This window comes from Streptomyces sp. Y7 (genome assembly GCF_043195415.1).
Taxonomy (GTDB): Bacteria; Actinomycetota; Actinomycetes; order Streptomycetales; family Streptomycetaceae; genus Streptomyces.
In genome coordinates, this window is record NZ_JBIDDQ010000009.1 from 274,522 (window position 1) to 294,071 (window position 19,550).

A 19,550-nucleotide genomic window follows, 5' to 3' on the forward strand; every position below is an offset into this window, starting at 1 on the left:
CGTCCGACGGCCGCTGTCCGGATGCGACGCGAAGCCGATCCCCAGGAGTCCGCCGACCGGTTCGAAGGCAACGCGCCGCCAGGGCTCGGGCGCCGGCACCACCGGGGCCGCGAGCAGCCGGTTCCGCATCGCCCGCTGATACGCCGAGAGCTCGGGCTCGGGCTCACGCTCCGATTGCCCGACCGGGTCAACTTTCTTCGTCCACCTCGTCACGCCCCCATGATCCATGCTTCGGCGGGCTCGCCCAACGGACTTGGTGCTGCCCCGCATCAGGTACGTTCGCGCATCACCGGCCCGCCTCCCCCGAATATCGCCGTCCGCCCTCTTGGAACCGTCCACCTCATGCCCAACACTGAGCCGATGACGCAGCGTGCGGAAGTCGCCACCCTGAGGGACCGGTTGGCGGTCGACGAAGTGATCACCGACTACGCGGTGGCCGTGGACGACGGCGACTGGTCGTCGTACCGGAGCCTGTTCACCCCCGACGGGCGCGCGGACTACCGCTCGGCCGGCGGCATCGAGGGGGACGCCGGCAGCATCGCCGCGTGGCTCGCGGACAGTCTGCGGTTGTTCTCGATGCGCCAGCACCTCATCGTCAATCGGCGGGTCCGTTTCGGGATCCTGGAGCAGGACACCGGCGACACGGCCCGGGTGCAGGCCGACTACCTCAACCCGATGCGGTTCGCGGCGGACGGCGAGGGCTCCTCGGCCCCCGACTTCGTGTGCGGAGGCCGGTACGCCTTCGCGTTGCTGCGCACGGACGACGGCTGGCGGCTGCGCGAGGTCGTCGTCCAGGAGAAGTGGCGCCGGCTGCCGGAGCGGACCGCCCCGGCGGTGATCGACTGAGCGAATGCCCACTGTGCCACTGTCCGTGCCTGTGAGCACACTGGAAGGACCACCGGGTGGGTAGGGAGGCCGTATGAAGACGATCAGCGACTGGCTCGCCTCACCCTGGCGGCGCTCCACCGCCGCCGTCCTCGCCGGTGCGCTGCCCGTGCTCGCCTTCCCCCAGCCGTCGCTGTGGTGGTTCGCCTACGTCGCCCTGGTCCCGTGGATCGCCCTCATCCGTACGGCGCCGACCGGGAGGCGGGCGCTGCGCGACGGCTGGTGGGGCGGCTTCGGCTTCATGCTGGCCATGCATCACTGGCTCCTTCCCAACCTGCACGTCTTCACGTTCGTCATCGCCGGCCTGCTCGGCGCCCTGTGGGCGCCCTGGGCCTGGCTGGTGCGCCGCTTCCTGGGCGCGCCCAGCCCCTCCCCCGGCCGGGTGGCAGCGGCACTCGCCGTCCTGCCGTCCGGCTGGCTCATGATCGAGCTCGTCCGCTCCTGGCAGGGGCTCGGCGGCCCGTGGGGCGTGCTGGGCTCCAGTCAGTGGCAGGTGGAGCCCGCGCTGCGGCTGGCCTCGGTGGGCGGGGTGTGGCTGATCAGCTACCTGGTGGTGACCGTGAACGTCGCGGTCGCCGTGCTGGTGACGGTGCGTACGTCCCGCGTCCCCGCGGTGGCCGGCCTCACCGCGACGGCCGTGGCCACCTCGGCCGCCTGGGTGTGGTCCCCGCGCCCCGACGTCCAGGACCGGGTCCGGATAGCGGTCGTGCAGCCCGGGGTCATCCAGGGCGGCCCGGACGGTCCCGACCGGCGCTTCCACCGCGAGGAGCAGCTCACGCGTGAGCTGGCCGGCCAGGACGTCGACCTGATCGTGTGGGGCGAGAGCAGCGTCGGCTTCGACCTCGGGGAGCGGCCCGACCTCGCCCGGCGGCTCGCCGCGCTCTCCCGCGAGACCGGGGTGAACATCCTGGTCAACGTGGACGCGCGCCGCTCCGACAAGCCCGGCATCTACAAGAGCTCCATCCTGGTCGGTCCGGACGGCCCGACCGGTGCCCGCTACGACAAGATGCGCCTGGTCCCCTTCGGGGAGTACATACCGATGCGCTCGATGCTGGGCTGGGCCACGTCCGTGGGCCGGGCGGCCGACGAGGACCGCAGGCGCGGCACGCAGCAGGTCGTGATGGACGTCGGGCACGGGTTGCGGATCGGCCCGATGGTCTGCTTCGAGTCCGCGTTCTCCGACATGAGCCGCAGCCTCGCGGACCGTGGCGCCGAGGTGCTGGTCGCCCAGTCGGCCACGTCGACGTTCCAGCAGAGCTGGGCGCCGGAGCAGCATGCCTCGCTGGCCGCGCTGCGCGCCGCCGAGACGGGCAGGCCGATGGTGCACGCGACGCTGACCGGCGTCTCCGCGGTGTACGGACCGAGCGGGCAGCGCATAGGGCCGTGGCTGGGGACGAGCGCGAGCGCCGGCGCGGTCTACGAGGTGCCGCTGTCCGGCGGTGTCACGCCGTACGTCCGCTTCGGCGACTGGCCGGTGCAGATGGCGCTGCTGATCATGGCGGCCTGGTGCGTGAGCGAGGGCGTGCGGACGCTGCGGCCCCGGATCAGGCGGTCCGCTCCTGAACCGCACGTACGACCCGCTCGCACAGCTCATGAGTCGCCAGCGCGTCCCGGGCGCTGAGCACCTTGCCCGCGCGCACGGCGTCGAGGAAGGAGAGCACCGCCTGCTCGATGCCGCGCTGCCGGGCCACCGGCACCCAGTCCCCGCGCCGCCGCACGCTGGGCTGGCCCTTGTGGTCGACGACGTCGGCGAGGTTGAGGACCTGACGCTTGGTGTCCTGCCCGGACACCTCCAGGATCTCCTCGGCGGAGCCGCTGAGCCGGTTCATCACGCCGAGCGCGGTGAAGCCGTCCCCGGCGAGCTGGAGCACGACGTGGTGCAGCAGCCCGTCCACGACGCGGGCCCGCACGGTCACGTCGTCGATCGGGCCGGGCGCGAGGAAGCGCAGGGTGTCGACGACGTGGATGAAGTCGTCCAGGATCATCGCGCGCGGCTCTTCCGGCAGCCCGATCCGGTTCTTCTGCATCAGGATCAGCTCGCGCGGATGGTCGGCGCACTGTGCGTAGCCGGGGGCGTGGCGCCGGTTGAAGCCGACGGCAAGGCTCACGTTCCGCTGCTCGGCGAGCGCCACCAGCCGCTCGGAGTCGGCGAGCCGGTAGGCGAGCGGCTTGTCGACGTAGGTCGCCACGCCCGCCTCCAGCAGCCGGGTCACGATCTCCGGGTGGGCGCCGGTGGGCGCGTGCACGAAGGCGGCGTCGAGGTCCTGGGCGAGCAGTGAGTCGAGGTCCTCGTGGCGCTGCCCGGCGGGCAGGTGAAGGCCGTCGGCGACCCGGGCGAGCGTCGCGGGCGTACGGGTCTGGAGATGCAGTTCGACCCCGGGCTGTACTCCGAGCACCGGCAGGTACGCCTTCTGCGCGATGTCACCGAGTCCGATGCAGCCGACCTTCACGGGGTTGTCTCCTCTAGCTGTTGCCGGCCGGGCCGGCGGTTGCCTGCCGGGTCTCCCCGGCAGCATACGGCGCCTGCGGAGGCCGCCAGTCGGCGATGCCCTCGAAGCCGCGCAGGAACAGCAGTGGAGCGGCCTTGGACACCGCGGCGAGTGCCGTGTTCCGTACGGCGATCGCGGTGCGGCCCGTCATCATGTTCAGCCGGCCGACGCGGACGGCCCGGCGGGCGACGGCGGTCGTGCGCGGAAGGCGGGCCGCGCTGTAGCCGACGAGGTCGTCGCCGTGGTGCGCCAGGACGACCGCGTCCTCGACGGCCTGGTTCCCGCCCTGTCCCAGGGTCGGCGGCATCGCGTGCGCGGCGTCCCCGATCAGGGCGACCCGGCCGTGGTGGTGGGCGGGCAGCGGGTCGGCGATGTGATGGACGTCGTGACGCAGGACGTCCTCGGGGCGGGCGGCGGCGAGGATCGCGGGGATCGGGTCGTGCCAGTCGCCGTAGCGGCGCAGCAGTTCGGCCTTCTCGTCGTCGGGGGCGTGTTCCCCGGCGGGCGTGACGGCCGCCGCGTAGGCGTAGACGCGGCCGTCCTTGAGCGGGTGCGAGCCCCAGATGCGGCCCCGGCCCCAGGTCTCGTGCGAGGCGAACCGCGCGCCGGGCACGGGGATGACGACCCGCCAGGTGGTGAACCCGGAGTAGACGGCCCCGGGGTGCTGCGGGAACAGCGCCCGCCGTACGGCGGACCGGATGCCGTCGGCGGCCACCACCAGGTCGGCCTCCAGGTCGCCGTCCGGTGTGCTCACGCGGGCCGGCCGGCTCGCGTCGCCCGGGTCGGCGAGGCTCGCGGCGGTCCCGGTGCGGACGGACTCCGGGGGGAGGCGTGCGGCGAGGCTGTTGACGAGGGTGGCCCGGTGCAGCAGGACGAGGGGGCCGCCGAAGCGGGCGGCGACGGCGTCGGCGTCCGTGCGGGAGAGCCAGCGCCCGGACGGGGTGCGCAGCCCTCCGTCGCCCTGCCAGGCCGCGAGGTCGCGGATCTCGTCGCCGACGCCGATGACGTCCAGCGCGCGCAGGGAGTTCGGCGCGAGGGAGATGGCCGCCCCGACCGGCTCCAGGGACGGGGCCCGTTCCAGCACGGTGACGTCCCAGCCGCTGTCGTGCAGGGCGACCGCCGCGGTCAGGCCCCCGATGCCGCCGCCGATGACGACGGCCCGCCTCGACTGTGCCATGACTCCTCCTGAGCTGACTACAGGTGTAGTTCCTTCAGGCACCGACTGTACTACAGGTGTAGTGAGCGGGGTAGGTTGATCTCCATGTCCGAACGCACCACCGGCGCCTCCCGCGCCGATCTCGTCGCCGACACCGCCCTCGCGCTGCTCGCCGAGCGCGGGATGCGCGGGCTCACCCACCGGGCGGTCGACGAGACGGCCGGGCTGCCGCAGGGCTCCACGTCGAACGTGGCACGCACCCGCCAGGCACTCCTGGAGCTGACGGTGCGCCGCCTCGCCGACCGCGAGGCGAAGGTCCTGGCGCTGGAGGAGATGCCGGACCCGCGTGACGGTCTCGACGCGCTGGTCGACGGACTGGCCCTGGCCACGCACCGCGCGCTGACCCGTAACCGCGAACTGACCCTCGCCCGCTACGAACTCGCCCTGGAGGCCACACGCCGCCCCGAGCTGCGCGCCTACTTCGACGCGACCGGCGCCCGCTTCCGCGACCAGCTCGCCGCACTGGTGACCGCGCTGGGCTCGACGTCCCCGGCCCGGCACGTGCTGTCGCTGGTCGCGTGGGCGGACGGGCTGATGTTCAGCTGTGTGGCCGGTTCCTTCAGCGCGGAGGTACCGAGCCTGGAGGAGGTGCGGGCGGGCCTGCGCGAACTCCTCGGCGGGATGTTCGGCGACGGTCCCGCGCCCGGGAAAACTCCTGGTGAGTCAGGGTGAGTTGAGCGACGATGCCAGCATGACGACAGAACGCAACGAGCCCGCCACCACCGCCGACGAGCGCACCATGCTGGAGGGCTGGCTGGACTACCACCGGCAGACGCTCGCGTGGAAGTGCGAGGGCCTGACCGACGCCCAGCTCAGGACCGCGTCCGTGGAGCCTTCCGAGCTGTCGCTGATGGGGCTGGTGCGGCACATGGCGGAGGTGGAGCGGGGCTGGTTCCGGCAGGTGCTCGTGACCGACGACGCCGGGCCGATCTACGGCACCGAGGAGGACCCGGACGGAGAGTTCCATCTCACCGACGCGGACACCTGGCAGGAGGCGTACGCGACCTGGCAGGCCGAGATCGACATCGCACGGCGCAACGCGGCCGGCTTCGGCCTGGACGATCTCTCCAAGGGCCGGAGCCGGCACAGCGGCCGGCAGTTCAACCTGCGGTGGATCTACACGCACATGATCGAGGAGTACGCCCGTCACAACGGACACGCGGACCTGCTCCGGGAGCGGGTCGACGGCGCGACCGGCGACTGACGTCAGCGGGGGCGGGCCCGGGCCGCCCGTACGGGGCCGGAGATCACCCGTGTGGACCAACCTCTGCTTGTCCGCTGTCCCAACGGGCGGACGACCCAGCAGAGTTGCGCGCGTGCATCGAACGACGACCACCGCAACGCTCCTGGTCACCGTGGCCGTCTCGGCCCTCGGCGGCTGCACGACGGTCCAGCGTCCGCCGGCTTCCCCGGCACCGACGGCGCCGTCCCGGCCGCAGGTTCCCGGGCCGGGCGTCCACACCGACCCCAAGGTGGTGCAGGCGCCGGCCCGGGAGGCCCTGACTCTCGTCGAACCGTCCCGGAGCCCCGCCGCCTCGCCGTCCGGCGCACGCCCCGCGTCTCCCCCGCCGCCACCGGCCCGGCCGACACCGCCGCCCACTCGCTCGCACTCCTCGGGAGGCCACCGGGAGGAACGAGAACCCGGCCGCCCCCACTCCGGCGCTCACGCGCATCAGCAGGACGTCCCGGCGGTTCCGGATGTGTCACAGTCGCTGCCCAAGGAGGCCCAGGGCAACAGCGACGTCTGCGACCTGGGCAGGAAGTACGGAGGCTGGCGGCCGGACAGCCCCGAGTCGCAGATCTGCGACCGGACGTACGGACACTGAGAGTGGCCTCGGGCCGGCGGCTTCAGTCGCCCTCCCCGAGCCGCCCCTCCAGCCGCAGGAGCTGCGCCCGCACCCCGTCGCCGTAGCTGTCGTCCCGCAGCACCCCCGCCGCCCCCCGCGCCCGACGCAGATGGGCGATGGCCGCCTCCGTGCGGTCGAGCTTCACATAGTCGGCCGCCAGATTCAGGTGCAGCGAGGGATACAGCGCGCGGACGGCGACCGCGCCGGCGGCCGCTTCCGCCTCCGCCAACGCCCGCAGATCCCAGGCCAGCTCGTCCGTGGGGTCGTCCTGGGTGTCGGCCAGATAGTGGGCCAGGGCGCACCGGTGCAGCGGGTCGGCGTCCTCGTCGAGCTCCGCCCACAGATCCAGCAGACGGTGGCGCGCCTCCTCGCGGTCCCCGGCGTGATGCAGCATCACGACCTGCCCGATCCGCGTCAGCACGGCGTCCGACCCCGTCTGCCCCTGTCGCTCCGCCACCGCGTCCTCCGGCCCTCGTCGGCTGGTCCCCTCCGACGCTAACCGCCCGCACGGGCATTCCCGGTCAGGCGGCTCCGTACGGGGCCGGGCCGGCCCGTCGCGGAACCGGCCCGGTGCGCGGGGCCGGTCAGCCCAGGTTCGGGATGCGCCAGTCGATCGGCTCGTGACCCTGCTGGGCCACCGCCTCGTCGATCTGGGTGAACGGGCGGGAGCCGAAGAACTTCTTCGCCGACAGCGGCGAGGGGTGCGCCCCCTTGACCACCACATGCCGGGTCTCGTCGATGAGCGGGAGCTTCTTCTGCGCGTAGTTGCCCCACAGCACGAACACCGCGGGGTCGGGCCGGCCGGCGACGGCCTTGATCACCGCGTCGGTGAACTTCTCCCAGCCCTTGCCCTTGTGCGAGTTCGCCTCGCCGGAGCGGACCGTCAGCACCGCGTTGAGCAGCAGGACGCCCTGCTCGGCCCACGGCATCAGATAGCCGTTGTCCGGGACGGGGTGGCCGAGCTCCTGCTGCATCTCCTTGTAGATGTTGCGCAGCGAGGGCGGGGTCTTCACCCCCGGACGGACCGAGAAGCACAGACCGTGGCCCTGGCCCTCGCCGTGGTACGGGTCCTGGCCGAGGATCAGGACCTTCACCTTGTCGTACGGCGTCGCGTCCAGCGCGGCGAAGACCTCCTCGCGCGGCGGGTAGACGGGACCCTTCGCCCGCTCCTCCTCGACGAACTCCGTCAGCTCCTTGAAGTACGGCTGCTGAAGCTCGTCACCCAGAACCCCGCGCCAGGATTCGGGCAGCATGGCGATGTCGGTCACGTCAACTTCCTCACGGTGTACGGCAGACGATGTGCGGTGCACGACCAGCGGTCGCGTCCAGGCATCAGAACCTACAGGCGCCCACTGACAATCGGGCCGTGGACCGCACATCCCGCTCCGCCACCCGCCGGAGGGTCTCCCCTACCAGCTGGTCTTGCGGTACAGCTCTCCCATCAACATGATCGTCGACGGGTCCAGGGCGCGCTCCGCACCGGAGACCTCGGCGCTCGCGGCCACGTACTGCCGGCCCTGCCACAGCGGCAGGAGCCGCGCGTCGTCGACGAGGATGCGCTGGGCGTCCTCGAAGTCCTTGACGACGTTGGCCCGGTCGCTCTGGGCGCGGGAGTTGGGCAGCAGGTCCTCGGTGATGCGGGGCGTCACGTAGGGCGTGCCGAGGGCGTTCTGCTCGCCGACGAACGGCGCGATGAAGTTGTCGGCGTCCGGGAAGTCGGGGAACCAGCCACGCCCGAACACCGGGTACTCGCCCTTCTGGTAGCCGGTGACGTAGTCCTTCCAGGGGCGGCTCTTGAGGGTGATCTCGAAGAGGCCGGACTCCTCCAGCTGACTCTTCAGCTCCTCGAACTCCGCCTTGGTGGCCGAGCCGTAGCGGTCGCTGGTGTACCAGAAGTTGAGCTTGACCGGGGTGGTGATGCCCGCTTCGGTGAGGATCTTGCGGGCCTTGGCCGTGCTCGGGTCGCCGTAGTCGTCGAAGAAGCCGGTGGTGTGCCCCGTCAGGCCCTTGGGGACCATGGAGTACAGCGGCTCGACGGTGTCCTTGTAGACCTTGTGCGCGATGGCCGGGCGGTCGACGACTTGGGCGACGGCCTTGCGGACCGCGGCCTTGCCGGCCATCGGGTCCTTGGGGTTGAACACCAGGTAGTTGATCTCGGTGCCGGAGCCCTCGATCATCTGGAGCTCGTCATCGTCGTCGGCCTGGATCTCGACGATGTCGTCGGCGGCGAGACCACGGAAGGCGACGTCGAGCTTCTTGTCGCGCAGCGCGCCGACCATGGTGGCCGAATCCTGGTAGTAGCGGATGGTCACGGCGCTGTTCTTGCGCTCGGCAGCACCCTTGTAGCTGTCGTTCTTGACCAGTTCGGCCGTCTTGCCCTCGTCGTACGACGACAGGGTGTACGGCCCGGAGCCGACGATGGTGCCGTCCTCGCGGAGCTTGTCCGCGGGGTAGTCCTCGGGGTCGACGATCGACATCGCCGGGGTGGCGAGCACGAACGGGAAGGTCGCGTCGGCCTTGTTGAGGTGGAAGACGACCTCGCGGTCGTTCAGCACCTGGACCCGTTCGAGGCTGCCCAGCAGACCGGCGGGACCGCCGTTGACGTTGATCTTCCGGATGCGGTCGATCGAGTACTTGACCGCCTTGGCGTCGAGCGTGTGCCCGTCGGAGAAGGTCAGTCCCTCGCGCAGCTCGCACTGGTACTTCATGTTCGAGGTGTCGGTGAACCGGCAGCTCTCGGCGGCATCCGGCTCGGGGGCGCTGGCGCCCGAGGGATAGCTCAGCAGTGTCTGGTAAATGTTGCGGAACAGTTCCCAGGAGCTGTCCCACGACGCGGCGGGATCAAGGGTGCTGGGGGCGGCCGTCGTCCCCACCATGATCGGTCCCTGGTCCTCCGTCGAGTCGGACGAGAGGACACCACAACCTGCCACCAGGGACGATATGGACGCGATGGCCGCCACCTGCCGCAGGCGTCGGATCCGGTTGAACACGCGCACGCTCCTCGATCTGCCATACCAAGGGTCGGCAGACCATACCGCAGTGTTCCGGCCGTGGGACCTCCTGTCTCGTAGTGCACTTGTTCGTTCTTCAGGTGACTACGTTGTCAATGTTTAGTGATCTTCCGATACGTCGACGCGGGCGCCGCTGATGTCCAGCGACGCCCGCGTCTGTGGCGGTTTCGGGTGTCCCGGCGTCAGCCGACGCCCGCGTTCAGGAAGATGCCGCCGTCGACGACGAGCGTCTGCCCGGTGACCCAGTCGGACTGGTCCGAGGTGAGGAACGCCGCGGCGCCGCCGATGTCGGAGGGGACGCCGAGCCGGCCCAGCGGGTAGGACGCGGCGGCCTCGGCCTCCCGGCCCTCGTACAGCGCCTGGGCGAACTTGGTCTTCACCACGGCCGGGGCGATCGCGTTGACCCGCACCTTGGGGGCGAACTCGTGCGCCATCTGCTGGGTGAGGTTGATCATCGCGGCCTTGCTGACCCCGTAGGCGGCGATGAACGGCGAGGGGGCGATGCCCGCGACGGAGGCGATGTTGACGATCGCGCCGCCGTTGTCCTTCTGCCAGGCGTGCCACGTCTTCTGCGCGAAGCCGAGTGCCGAGATCACGTTGGTCTCGAACACCTTGCGGGCCACGTTCAGGTCGAGGTCGGCGAGCGGGCCGAACACCGGGTTGGTACCGGCGTTGTTGACCAGGTAGTCGACCCGGCCGAAGGCCTCCATGGCGCGCTCCACGGCGACGGCCTGGTGGGCCTCGTCGTGCGCCTTGCCGGCCACGTAGACGGCACGGTCGGCACTGAGCTGTTCGACGGCCTCCTTGAGGGCGTCCTCGCCCCGGCCGGTGATGACGACGCGGTCGCCGCGCGCGACGAGCGCCTCGGCGACGCCGTAGCCGATGCCGCGGCTGGCGCCCGTGACGAGGGCGACCTTGCCGGAGAGTGCGGGAAGTTCAGTCATGTCGATGTCTCCTGTGCCCTTAGTCGAGCGGTCCGCCGGCGACGTACAGCACCTGGCCGGAGACGAATCCGGCCGCCTCGCCCGTGAAGAAGGCGATGGCGTTGGCGATGTCGTCGGGCTCGCCGACGCGGGCCACCGGGATCTGGGTGGCGGCGGCGGCCTTGAAGTCCTCGAAGCCCATGCCGACGCGGTCCGCGGTGGCCTTGGTCATCTCGGTGGCGATGAAGCCGGGGGCGACGGCGTTGGCGGTGACGCCGAACTTGCCGAGCTCCTTGGCGAGGGTCTTGGTGAAGCCCTGCAGGCCGGCCTTGGCGGCGGAGTAGTTGACCTGGCCGCGGTTGCCGAGGGCGGAGGAGGAGGAGAGGTTGACGATCCGGCCGAAGCCCGCGTCCACCATGTGCTTCTGGCAGGCCTTCGACATCAGGAAGGCGCCGCGCAGGTGGACGTTCATGACGGTGTCCCAGTCGGCGACGCTCATCTTGAACAGCAGGTTGTCGCGCAGCACGCCCGCGTTGTTGACCAGGATCGTCGGGGCACCGAGCTCCTCGGCGATCCGCGCGACGGCGGCCTCGACCTGCGCCTCGTCGGAGACGTCGCAGCCGACCGCGATGGCCTTGCCGCCGGCCGCCGTGATCTTCTCCACGGTGTCCTTGCAGGCGGCCTCGTCGAGGTCGATCACGGCGACCGCGCGTCCCTCGGCGGCCAGGCGTACGGCGGTGGCGGCGCCGATCCCGCGCGCTCCGCCGGTGACTACGGCGACCCGCTGATCAGTGGTGGACATCAGAGACTCTCCTCGGTGAGCGACCGCTTAGTACCTTCGATGGACGTGACGCTAGAAGTCCTGGCACGCGGTGTCAACGGTGGCCGCGCGCATGTGATCCATTACCTGATCCGTCACTTCACCAACAGCTCCAGCAGCCGTTCGGCCTCGGCGGCCGGATCGGAGGTGAGCCCGGTGTGCACGGGCCCCGGCTGGACGACCGTCGAGCGGGGCGCGATCAGCCAGCGAAAACGCCGCCCGGCGTCGTCGCCGGCCGCCTGCCCCGCCGCGTCGCTGCCGCCGCAGACCCGCTCGACGGCCCCGAGCGCGGCCCGGATGCCGGCGACGTCCGCGCCCGGGTCGAGGGCGAGCAGCCGCGCCTCGTCGAGGTGGGTGCGGGCGCCGACGTAGCCCTGGGGCCGGCAGTACACCAGCACGCCCGCGTTGATGCACTCGCCGCGTTCGACGCGGGGTACGACGCGCAGGAGGACGTACTCGAAGACGTCCCGGTCGTTCGACTCACTGCCCCGGATGATGTGGCGCTCGACCACATGGCCGGCCATGTGAATGTGTCGCTCGCTCACTTGCTCTCCTCGATTCCGGTGACGCGCTCGTGGATGACGGCGGCGCGGGACAGCAGCGGTCCCGCGTAGGCCCGGCGGAGGTCGTCCGGGGTGTCGAAGCCGGGCTCCCCGGCCAGCCAGGCGTCCGGGATCTCGGCGGTCACCTCGGCGAGCAGTTCCTCGGTGACCAGCGGCGCCAACTCGGCGGCGGCGGCGCGCACATCGGGCGCGAAGGTGGCGAGGGCGTGGTCGGAGGCGTCGTAGGCGCGTTCCGCCGAGGCCAGTGCCCCGGGCCAGTTGTGGTGCCAGATCATGGTCGCGCCGTGGTCGATGAGCCACAGATCCCGCCGCCACATCAGCAGGTTGGGGTTGCGCCAGGACCGGTCGACGTTGTTCACCAGGGCGTCGAACCAGACGATCCGGCCGGCTTCCCCGGCGCCCACCTCGAAGGCGAGCGGGTCGAAGCCGAGCGCGCCGGAGAGGAAGTCCATCCCGAGATTGGTGCCGCCGCTGGACCTGAGCAGCTCCTGCACCTGCTGGTCGGGTTCGCCGAGCCCCAGCACCGGGTCGAGTTCGACGGTCACCAGGCGGGGCACCCTGAACCCGAGCCTGCGGGCGAGTTCGCCGACGACGATCTCGGCGATCAGCGTCTTGCGGCCCTGCCCGGCACCGGTGAACTTCATGACGTATGTCCCGAAGTCGTCGGCTTCGACGAGTCCCGGCAGTGAGCCGCCCTCACGCAGGGGCGTGATGTAGCGGGTCGCGATGACTTCCTTGAGCATCGCCCCAGGTTACTGGCGCGGGAGGGGGCCGGCGTGGCCCCGGCGGGCGGCGGTGCGTCGGCGTCGACAGCGGATCGACAGCTCCGGACAGTGAACCGACAGCTCCGCTTTACCCACCTCCCCGCCGGACCGGGTCAGGATTTCGACATCGTCTGAACAGCCGGTCCCAAAGGACCGTACCTCTCGGCAGATCACGAATGACGGGAAGGAACGTCAGCATGACCAGCGAATCAGTTCAGCCGGTGTCGGGACCGAGCCGCCGTACTGTCGTGGCGGCGGTCGGCGCGGCCGGGCTCGCCGCTGCGCTGACCGCGTGCGGATCGGACGACGGGGCGTCCGGCTCGTCCACCGAACAGGGTGCCGCCGGCGCGGGAGAGACCACCGAGTCGGGCGGCGGCTCGTCCGCCGACGCCGGCGCGGGCGGCGCGGCGCTCGCGAAGACGGCCGATATCCCGGAGGGCTCGGGGAAGGTCTTCAGCGACGAGAAGGTGGTCGTGTCGCAGCCGGCGGCCGGCGACTTCAAGGCCTTCTCGACCATCTGCACCCACCAGAACTGCCCGATGACGGACCTCAAGGAGGACACCCTGTCCTGTGCCTGCCACGGCAGTCAGTTCTCCGTCCTCGACGGCAGTGTGAAGAAGGGGCCCGCGACCCAGCCGCTGGCCGCCCAGCAGATCAGCGTGTCGGGCGACTCGATCACGCTGGCCTGACCGGCGGCGCCGGACGGGCTCGGGCCCCGCTCGGACGCGCGAAACAGTCCAGTACCTCGTCCGTGGTCGCGACCGTGGCGACCAATGCGAGGGTGTGGCTGATCATCGCGGGGGTGTAGTCGGAGGGCACCCCCGCGATGGCGTCCGAGGGCACGACGGCCGTGTAGCCGCGGTTGACGGCGTCGAACACGGTGTTGGGGATCGCGACGTTGGCCGAGACCCCGGTGATCACGAGTGTGCGGCAGCCCAGGTTGCGCAGCAGCGCGTCGACATCGGTGCCCTGGATCGGCGACAGGCCGTGCAGCCGTCGTACGACGAGGTCCTCATCGGCGACCTCGATCGGCGCCGCCACCCGTACCGCCTCGGTACCGGTCAGCTGTTGGACGGGGAGCCGTGCGGCGGCGCGGAAGAGGCGGGCGTTGCGGTTGGCTCCGCGTCCGTCGGGGCGGCGTTCGGCGATCGCGTGGATCACCTGGACGCCGCTCGCGCGGGCCGCGGCCACCAGCCGGGCGACGTTGGCGAGAACGCCCGAGTCCCGGGCCTCCTTGGCGAGTTCGGGCAGGGCGCTGTCCTGGCCGACGACGCCCTGCTGGCACTCGACGGTGAGCAGGACGGTGGTGGCGGGGTCGAGAGTTGCGCTGAGTCGGTCCTTCGACGGCATGGGGTCCCCCTGTGCCCGACGGCGGCGTGGCCGGCGAGCGTAGCCATCAACGCGCGAGGACGGAACCACCATTGCGTGTGGACGGAAGACGACTCATCCTTTTCTGACGTGATGTCAGAGGATCTCTCCTCTGGCACGACGTGAGAGAAGAGGGGGACGTATGACCGTCACTCAGCGCCGGGGCCGGAAGATCATGATGACGCCCGGCGAACTGGACGAGTTCCTCACCGAGCAGCGCACCTGCCGGGTCGCCACCGTGTCCGCCGACGGCTTTCCGCATGTCAGCGCCCTGTGGTTCGCCTGGGACAGCAACTCGCTGTGGCTGTACTCGGTGCTCCGCAGCAAGCGGTGGACGGATCTGCGGCGCGATCCGCGGGTCGCGATCGTGATCGACACGGGTGAGGAGTACGAGCAGCTGCGCGGCGTCGAGCTGTCCGGCACCGTCGACTTCGTGGGCGAGGCGCCGCGCGTGGGCGAGCTGTGCGCCGAACTCGACGTGCCCGAGACGCTGTTCGCCCGCAAGAACTTCGGCCTCGACGAGATGCCGCACGACGGGCGGCACGCCTGGATACGGCTGACCCCCGAGAAGATCGTGTCGTGGGACTTCCGGAAGCTGGGGTCGGCCTAGCGGGGCCGGGCCGACGGGGCCGGGCCGACGGGGCCGGGCCGACGGGGCCGGGCCGACGGGGCCGGGCCGACGGGGCCGGGCCGACGGGGCCGGGTCAGCCGACCTTCTCGGCCGCCGTCCGCAGGGCCTGGACCGCGGCCCGGATCGACGGGCGGCGGTCGGCGTCCGCCCGCCACACCGCGTAGACGTAGCGGTGGACCCGGTTGCGCACGGGCACGGCCCGCACGCCCAGCGGCATCGGGTCACGGCCCAGCCTGGGCGCGACACAGACGCCCAACCCGGCGGCGACCAGCGCGAGTTGGGTGTGATGCTCCTCGGCGCGATGGGCGATCCGGGGTTCGATCCCCTTGGTCCGCAGGGTGTAGAGCAGCCACTCGTGGCAGAACTCGCCCTCGGGCCAGGCCACCCACTCGTCGCCCGCGAAGTCCGCGAGGTCGACTTCGCTCCGGTCGGCGAGGGGGTGCGCCTCGGGCATGGCGATCTCCACGCGGTCGTCGAGAATCGGCGCCTTGGCGAGCCCCTCGGGCATGGGCAGCGGCTTGTTGTACCAGTCCAGCACGACGGCGAGGTCGGCGTCGCCCCGCAGCACGGCGGCGACGCCGTACTCGGGCTCCAGCTCGCGCGATGTCAGGCGCAGCGCCGGGTGGTCGGCGCGCAGCGCGGTGAGCGCGGCGGGGAACAGTCCGCGCAGGGCGGTGGGGAACGCGGCCAGCCGCAGCTCGCCGACGACCTGGCCGCGCTGCGCCTCCAGATCGGCCTGGGCCAGCTCGACCTGCGACAGGATGCGGGCCGCGTGCTCGGCGAGCAGCCGACCGGCGTCGGTGAGCCGTACGCCCCGTCCGTTCTTGGCCAGGAGCTGCTGGCCGACCTCGCGCTCCAGCTTGGACATCTGCTGCGAGACGGCCGACGTCGTGATGTGCAGCCCTTCGGCGGCGGCGCTGACCGAGCCGTGCCGGGCGAGGGCGTCGAGGGTGCGCAGGCGCTCCAGGTTCAACATGTAAGCAATGCTACGAGATACCGCGAGCGAAATCTCGATTGTGCTACGAGGTGGTGGGCGGCATGGTTGCCGGTATGACCGTCACCGCCTCGCGCGACGCGACCGCGCCCGCGTCCTCCGTCCGACCTCACCCCCGTGGCCGCCTCGACTGGCGGCTGCGGTTCGCCGGTCTCTCCCTGATCTGGGGTTTCAGCTTCCTGCTCATCAAGGTCGGCACCGACGGTTACGCCCCCTTCCAGGTCACGCTGGGGCGGCTGGTGTTCGGTACGGCGGTGCTGGCGGCCGCGATGGCGGTGAAGCGGGAGCGGCTGCCGCGCGGGGCGCGCACGTGGGGGCACCTGACGGTGGCCGCGTTCCTGCTGAACGCGCTGCCGTTCTCCTTGTTCGCGTACTCCGAGCTGACGATCCCGTCGACGCTGGCGGGCATCTGCAACGCGACCTCGCCGCTGTGGGGCATGGCCCTGTCGATGGTCGCCCTGTCGGAGGACCGGCCGACCCGGGTGCGGGTGGCCGGGCTCGGCATCGGGTTCCTCGGTGTGCTGACGGTGCTCGGGGCGTGGCAGGGGTTCGAAGGGCTGGACGGCACGGGTACGGCGATGGCGCTGCTGGCTTCCTTGAGCTATCCGATCGGCTGGATCTACGTTCGCCGCACGCTGGCCGGGGCCGGCGAGTCGCATCTTTCGCTGACCGGGGCGCAGTTGTTGCTGGCGACGGTTCAACTGGCCGTGGTCACGCCGTTGTTCACGTCCGTGCCGACCACGTTCTCGGTCGTGCCGCTGTTGGCGATCGTGGCACTCGGTGCCCTGGGGACCGGGCTCGCGGTGCTGATCCAGTACGGGTTGGTCGCGGAAGTGGGGCCGACCACGGCCCAGATGGTCACGTATTTCATTCCGGTGATCGCGACCGCGGCGGGGGTTGCGCTGCTCGGTGAGTCCCTTGGCTGGTCGACTCCGGTGGGGGCGGTGATCGTGCTGGCGGGTGCGGCGCTGACCCAGGTGAGACGGGGGGCCTAGTGGTAGTGGGAGGGGGGCGGTGGTCGTGTGCGGCTGCGGGGCCGTGCGCGGCTGCGGGTCGTGCGTGGCTGGTCGCGCAGTTCCCCGCGCCCCTGACCGGCGCTGCCGGACCCTGTGTTCAGACACCGCCCCGTGTTGCACCTCGCCCTCGCGCAGTTCCCCGCGCCCCTGACCGGCGCTGCCGGACCCTGTGTTCAGACACCGCCCCGTGTTGTACCTCGCCTTCGCGCAGTTCCCCGCGCCCCCGACCGGCGCTGCCGGACCCTGTGTTCAGACGCCGCCGGGTGTTGTGCCTCGCCTTTGCGCGGTTGACCGCGCCTCTTGGGGGGCGGCGTTCAGACGTAGCTTCTTGCCGGGCCCGGGCCTACCGCCGTTGCCACCGCGTCGGCCAGGGGGTCTGTCTCCTCCTCGGTGAGTGTCGAGGTGGTGACGCGGATGCCCGGTGGTGAGCCGGTGCGGAAGCGGGCGCCGGGGGCGACCGCCCAGCCGGCGTGCAGCAGGCGGGAGACGGCGCCGGTCTCGTCGGGAACCGGGATCCAGACGTTGAGGCCGCTGCGTCCGTGGGCCTCGACCCCGCGTTCGGCCAGCGCCCGGATGAGCAGGTCACGGCGGGCGGCGTAGGTCTTCGACACCGCCGCCGGGTCCACGGCGCCGTCACTCCACAACCGCACCACGGCCCGTTGCACGAGCCTGCTCACCCAGCCGGCGCCGAGGCGCTGCCGCCCGCGCACCCGGTCCACGGTGACCTCGTCCCCGGTGAGCACGGCGAGTCGCAGGTCGGGGCCGTACGCCTTGGCGACCGAGCGGACGAAGGCCCAGTGACGGGTGGTGCCGGCCAGGGGGTGCACGGGGAGGTCGACGATGCCGTGGCCGTGGTCGTCCTCGATGAGCAGGATCTCGGGGTGATCGCGCAGCGCGGAGCGCAGGGCACGCGCACGCGTGGCGGTCACCACGGCTCCGGTGGGGTTCTGCACACGGTCGGTCACGATCAGGGCGCGTGCCCCGGCGTCGAGGGCCTGGCGCACGTCGTCCGGCAGCGGTCCCTCGTCGTCGACCGCGACAGGGACCGTACGCAGGCCGAGCGCCGGGATCAGATCCAGCAGGCTGCCCCAGCCGGGGTCCTCGACGGCGACGGTGTCTGCCGGCTTGAGGTGGGCCGTGAGGACACGCTCGATGGCGTCGAGGGAGCCCGAGGCGACGGCCAGCGGTCCCGCCGGCACCCCGTCGGCGTCCAGCCGGGCCCGGGCGATGCGCGCCAGCTCCGGTTCCACGGGGTCGTCCCCGTACAGCACCGGTTGCCGGTCGGAGAGCTCGGCGGCGGCCGCGAACGCCTTCGCCAGGGACGGCAGCAGCGCGGGGTCCGGATTGCCGCTCGCGACGTTACGGACGCCCTCGGGCACATCCACCCGGACGGACTCGCGCCCGGTCGTGGCGGGCCTCGGCCGCACCCGGCTCCCCCGGCGGCCCGCGGTCTCGATCACTCCACGCTCCCGCAGAACGCGATAGGCGGCGGCGACCGTATTGGGGTTCACGCCCAGCTGCGTCGCCAACTCCCGCATGGGAGGCAGCACTTGGCCCGGCTCCAGCTCACCCGCGCCGACCGCACGCTCGACGCTCGCCGCGATGTCGGCTGCGCGACGCCCCTCGATCCGATATCCTTCTAGCACAAACAACATTATGTACTAGTGCAATGGAGAACGCAATGCAGGGGACCGAGGAACCGACGTCGCAAGCCGCCGCCTACACGCCGACCGACCGCACCGTCCCCACCCGCTCCGCCGAGCGCGCGGCCTACGACAAGGAACTGGTGCACGCGATACTCGACGAGGCCTACGTCTGCCACCTCGGCTTCGTCCGGGACGGCGCGCCCGTCGTGCTGCCCACGCTGTTCGGCCGCGTAGGCGAGACGCTCTACGTCCACGGCTCCACCGGCTCGCGCCCGCTGCGCATGACCGGCCAGGCGGACCCCGGGCTGCCGGTGTGCCTGACGGTGACGCATGTCGACGCGCTGATCCTGGCCCGCTCGGCCTTCCACCACTCGATCAACTACCGGTCCGTGGTGGTGCACGGCACCGCGTACGACGTGACGGACCCGCAGGAGAAGCGGATCGCCCTCGACGCGCTCGTCGACCACGTGGTGGCGGGCCGGTCCCGTGACTCCCGGCCCGCCAACAAGAAGGAGCTCGCCGCCACCGCCGTGATCCGCCTCGACCTGAACGAGGTCTCCGCGAAGCTGCGCACCGGCGGCGTCAACGACGAGCCCGAGGACCTCTCCCTCCCCCACTGGGCCGGCGTCGTGCCGCTGCGCAAGGGCTACGACACCCCGCTCGGCGACCCCGACCTGGCCCCCGGCACCGAACTTCCCGGCTACCTCGCGGACCTGTGATGCTGATCCACCCCTGGGACGCTCCCCACGACGACACCGAGTGGCAGCGCTGGCTCGACGACCACGACTTCGGGCAGCTCGTGGTCAACGGCCTGGACGACGAGCCGCCGCACGTCCAGCCGCTGCACTTCACGTACGACGCCGGGCGCGACGAGATCGTCACGCACCTGGCCCGCCCCAACCCGATCTGGCCGGCGCTCCTGGCGAGCCCCGAGGTCGTCCTGAGTGTGGTCGACGACTACGTGTACGTGCCGGGCCCGTGGCAGGCGGGACCGGAGCAGCCGACCGAGCACGGCGAGCCGACCAGCTTCTACGCGGCCGTCCAGCTCCGCTGCCGGGCACATGTCGTGGACGACCCGGCCGAGAAGGCCGAGCTGCTCAACCGCCAGGTCGGCCACTTCCAGCCGGAGGGCGGTTCGGCGGAGGTCGCGGTCGGACAGGCGCCCTACGGCAGGCTGCTGTCCGGCATCCGCGGACTGCGCCTCGAGGTGACCGGCGTACGCGCGAAGTTCAAGTTCGGGGGCCGGCGCACGGCGGAGGTACAGGACCGGATCGCGGGCAACCTGGCCGGCCGTGGCGGTCCCCGTGACACCGCGGCCCGGGACCACATGCTGCGCCGCCGCCCCGCCTGAGCGAGGTCGGGCGGAGCCGAGGAACT

The 19,550-nt window shown here is 71.6% G+C and carries 22 protein-coding genes; 10 read left to right on the forward strand and 12 right to left on the reverse strand.

The window, feature by feature from the left end; all coding sequences use genetic code 11:
* Nucleotides 1-360 precede the first annotated feature (360 nt).
* Both ACGFW6_RS24210 and lnt read left to right on the forward strand, forming a co-directional pair.
* Nucleotides 361-846, forward strand: a complete 486-nt coding sequence (locus ACGFW6_RS24210) for a nuclear transport factor 2 family protein (RefSeq protein WP_393513431.1) — start codon at nt 361-363, stop codon at nt 844-846.
* Between the two features lie 73 nt (nt 847-919).
* The gene (gene lnt, locus ACGFW6_RS24215; protein WP_393513434.1) at nt 920-2,506 is read left to right on the forward strand and encodes an apolipoprotein N-acyltransferase; all 1,587 of its coding nucleotides are present in this window, start codon (nt 920-922) and stop codon (nt 2,504-2,506) included.
* Here lnt and ACGFW6_RS24220 read toward each other — a convergent pair.
* The gene (locus ACGFW6_RS24220) at nt 2,430-3,335 is read right to left on the reverse strand and encodes a Gfo/Idh/MocA family protein (protein WP_393513436.1); all 906 of its coding nucleotides are present in this window, start codon (nt 3,333-3,335) and stop codon (nt 2,430-2,432) included. The two genes, lnt and ACGFW6_RS24220, sit on opposite strands and share 77 nt — an antisense overlap.
* Before the next feature lie 13 nt (nt 3,336-3,348).
* Entirely contained in the window at nt 3,349-4,551 is a 1,203-nt protein-coding gene (locus ACGFW6_RS24225) for an FAD-dependent monooxygenase (protein ID WP_393513439.1), read from the reverse strand.
* A gap of 84 nt (nt 4,552-4,635) precedes the next feature.
* On the opposite strand from ACGFW6_RS24225, the gene ACGFW6_RS24230 reads away from it, so the two are divergent.
* From ACGFW6_RS24230 to ACGFW6_RS24240, 3 genes are all read left to right on the forward strand, one after another.
* A complete protein-coding gene (locus ACGFW6_RS24230; RefSeq protein WP_393513442.1) occupies nt 4,636-5,262 on the forward strand; it encodes a TetR/AcrR family transcriptional regulator in 627 nt (208 codons plus the stop codon).
* Nucleotides 5,263-5,281: 19 nt separating this feature from the next.
* Nucleotides 5,282-5,794 (forward strand): DinB family protein, encoded by a 513-nt coding sequence (locus tag ACGFW6_RS24235; protein WP_393513445.1) that lies wholly within the window; start codon nt 5,282-5,284, stop codon nt 5,792-5,794.
* Between the two features lie 112 nt (nt 5,795-5,906).
* Nucleotides 5,907-6,416, forward strand: a complete 510-nt coding sequence (locus ACGFW6_RS24240) for a hypothetical protein (protein ID WP_393513448.1) — start codon at nt 5,907-5,909, stop codon at nt 6,414-6,416.
* 22 nt (nt 6,417-6,438) lie between these two features.
* Here the strand turns inward: ACGFW6_RS24240 and ACGFW6_RS24245 are convergent, their stop codons facing one another.
* The 7 genes from ACGFW6_RS24245 to ACGFW6_RS24275 form a co-directional block, all read right to left on the reverse strand.
* Nucleotides 6,439-6,894, reverse strand: coding sequence for a hypothetical protein (locus ACGFW6_RS24245; protein ID WP_393513450.1), 456 nt, complete (start codon nt 6,892-6,894; stop codon nt 6,439-6,441).
* Nucleotides 6,895-7,021: 127 nt separating this feature from the next.
* The gene (ung, locus tag ACGFW6_RS24250) at nt 7,022-7,705 is read right to left on the reverse strand and encodes a uracil-DNA glycosylase (RefSeq protein ID WP_393513453.1); all 684 of its coding nucleotides are present in this window, start codon (nt 7,703-7,705) and stop codon (nt 7,022-7,024) included.
* Between the two features lie 141 nt (nt 7,706-7,846).
* Nucleotides 7,847-9,427: an ABC transporter substrate-binding protein gene (locus tag ACGFW6_RS24255; protein WP_393513456.1), complete on the reverse strand. Its 1,581-nt coding sequence runs from the start codon at nt 9,425-9,427 to the stop codon at nt 7,847-7,849.
* Between the two features lie 203 nt (nt 9,428-9,630).
* Nucleotides 9,631-10,392 (reverse strand): SDR family oxidoreductase, encoded by a 762-nt coding sequence (locus ACGFW6_RS24260; protein ID WP_393513459.1) that lies wholly within the window; start codon nt 10,390-10,392, stop codon nt 9,631-9,633.
* Between the two features lie 19 nt (nt 10,393-10,411).
* Nucleotides 10,412-11,173, reverse strand: a complete 762-nt coding sequence (fabG, locus tag ACGFW6_RS24265) for a 3-oxoacyl-ACP reductase FabG (RefSeq protein ID WP_107912163.1) — start codon at nt 11,171-11,173, stop codon at nt 10,412-10,414.
* 113 nt (nt 11,174-11,286) lie between these two features.
* Entirely contained in the window at nt 11,287-11,736 is a 450-nt protein-coding gene (locus ACGFW6_RS24270) for a DUF3037 domain-containing protein (protein ID WP_393513462.1), read from the reverse strand.
* Nucleotides 11,733-12,497 (reverse strand): HipA family kinase, encoded by a 765-nt coding sequence (locus tag ACGFW6_RS24275; protein WP_393513470.1) that lies wholly within the window; start codon nt 12,495-12,497, stop codon nt 11,733-11,735. The genes ACGFW6_RS24270 and ACGFW6_RS24275 overlap by 4 nt, the downstream gene beginning before the upstream one ends.
* Before the next feature lie 218 nt (nt 12,498-12,715).
* On the opposite strand from ACGFW6_RS24275, the gene ACGFW6_RS24280 reads away from it, so the two are divergent.
* Complete coding sequence (locus ACGFW6_RS24280) at nt 12,716-13,207, forward strand: Rieske (2Fe-2S) protein (RefSeq protein WP_393513473.1); 492 nt, start codon at nt 12,716-12,718, stop codon at nt 13,205-13,207.
* Here ACGFW6_RS24280 and ACGFW6_RS24285 read toward each other — a convergent pair.
* Nucleotides 13,194-13,868 (reverse strand): isochorismatase family protein, encoded by a 675-nt coding sequence (locus ACGFW6_RS24285; RefSeq protein WP_393513476.1) that lies wholly within the window; start codon nt 13,866-13,868, stop codon nt 13,194-13,196. The genes ACGFW6_RS24280 and ACGFW6_RS24285 overlap by 14 nt on opposite strands.
* A 160-nt stretch (nt 13,869-14,028) precedes the next feature.
* On the opposite strand from ACGFW6_RS24285, the gene ACGFW6_RS24290 reads away from it, so the two are divergent.
* Nucleotides 14,029-14,496, forward strand: a complete 468-nt coding sequence (locus ACGFW6_RS24290; RefSeq protein ID WP_393513479.1) for a pyridoxamine 5'-phosphate oxidase family protein — start codon at nt 14,029-14,031, stop codon at nt 14,494-14,496.
* A 94-nt stretch (nt 14,497-14,590) separates the two neighbouring features.
* Here ACGFW6_RS24290 and ACGFW6_RS24295 read toward each other — a convergent pair whose 3' ends face one another.
* Nucleotides 14,591-15,493, reverse strand: coding sequence for a LysR family transcriptional regulator (locus tag ACGFW6_RS24295; protein WP_393513482.1), 903 nt, complete (start codon nt 15,491-15,493; stop codon nt 14,591-14,593).
* Between the two features lie 74 nt (nt 15,494-15,567).
* Between ACGFW6_RS24295 and ACGFW6_RS24300 the strand changes: the two genes are divergently transcribed.
* Nucleotides 15,568-16,506 (forward strand): DMT family transporter, encoded by a 939-nt coding sequence (locus ACGFW6_RS24300; protein WP_393513485.1) that lies wholly within the window; start codon nt 15,568-15,570, stop codon nt 16,504-16,506.
* A gap of 335 nt (nt 16,507-16,841) precedes the next feature.
* Here the strand turns inward: ACGFW6_RS24300 and ACGFW6_RS24305 are convergent, their stop codons facing one another.
* Complete coding sequence (locus tag ACGFW6_RS24305; RefSeq protein WP_393513488.1) at nt 16,842-18,173, reverse strand: aminotransferase class I/II-fold pyridoxal phosphate-dependent enzyme; 1,332 nt, start codon at nt 18,171-18,173, stop codon at nt 16,842-16,844.
* Nucleotides 18,174-18,208: 35 nt separating this feature from the next.
* Here ACGFW6_RS24305 and ACGFW6_RS24310 point away from each other — a divergent pair, with 35 nt between their 5' ends.
* Nucleotides 18,209-18,892 (forward strand): pyridoxamine 5'-phosphate oxidase family protein, encoded by a 684-nt coding sequence (locus ACGFW6_RS24310; RefSeq protein ID WP_393513491.1) that lies wholly within the window; start codon nt 18,209-18,211, stop codon nt 18,890-18,892.
* Entirely contained in the window at nt 18,892-19,524 is a 633-nt protein-coding gene (locus ACGFW6_RS24315) for an FMN-binding negative transcriptional regulator (protein WP_393513493.1), read from the forward strand. Before ACGFW6_RS24310 ends, ACGFW6_RS24315 begins: the two co-directional genes overlap by 1 nt.
* Nucleotides 19,525-19,550 lie beyond the last annotated feature (26 nt).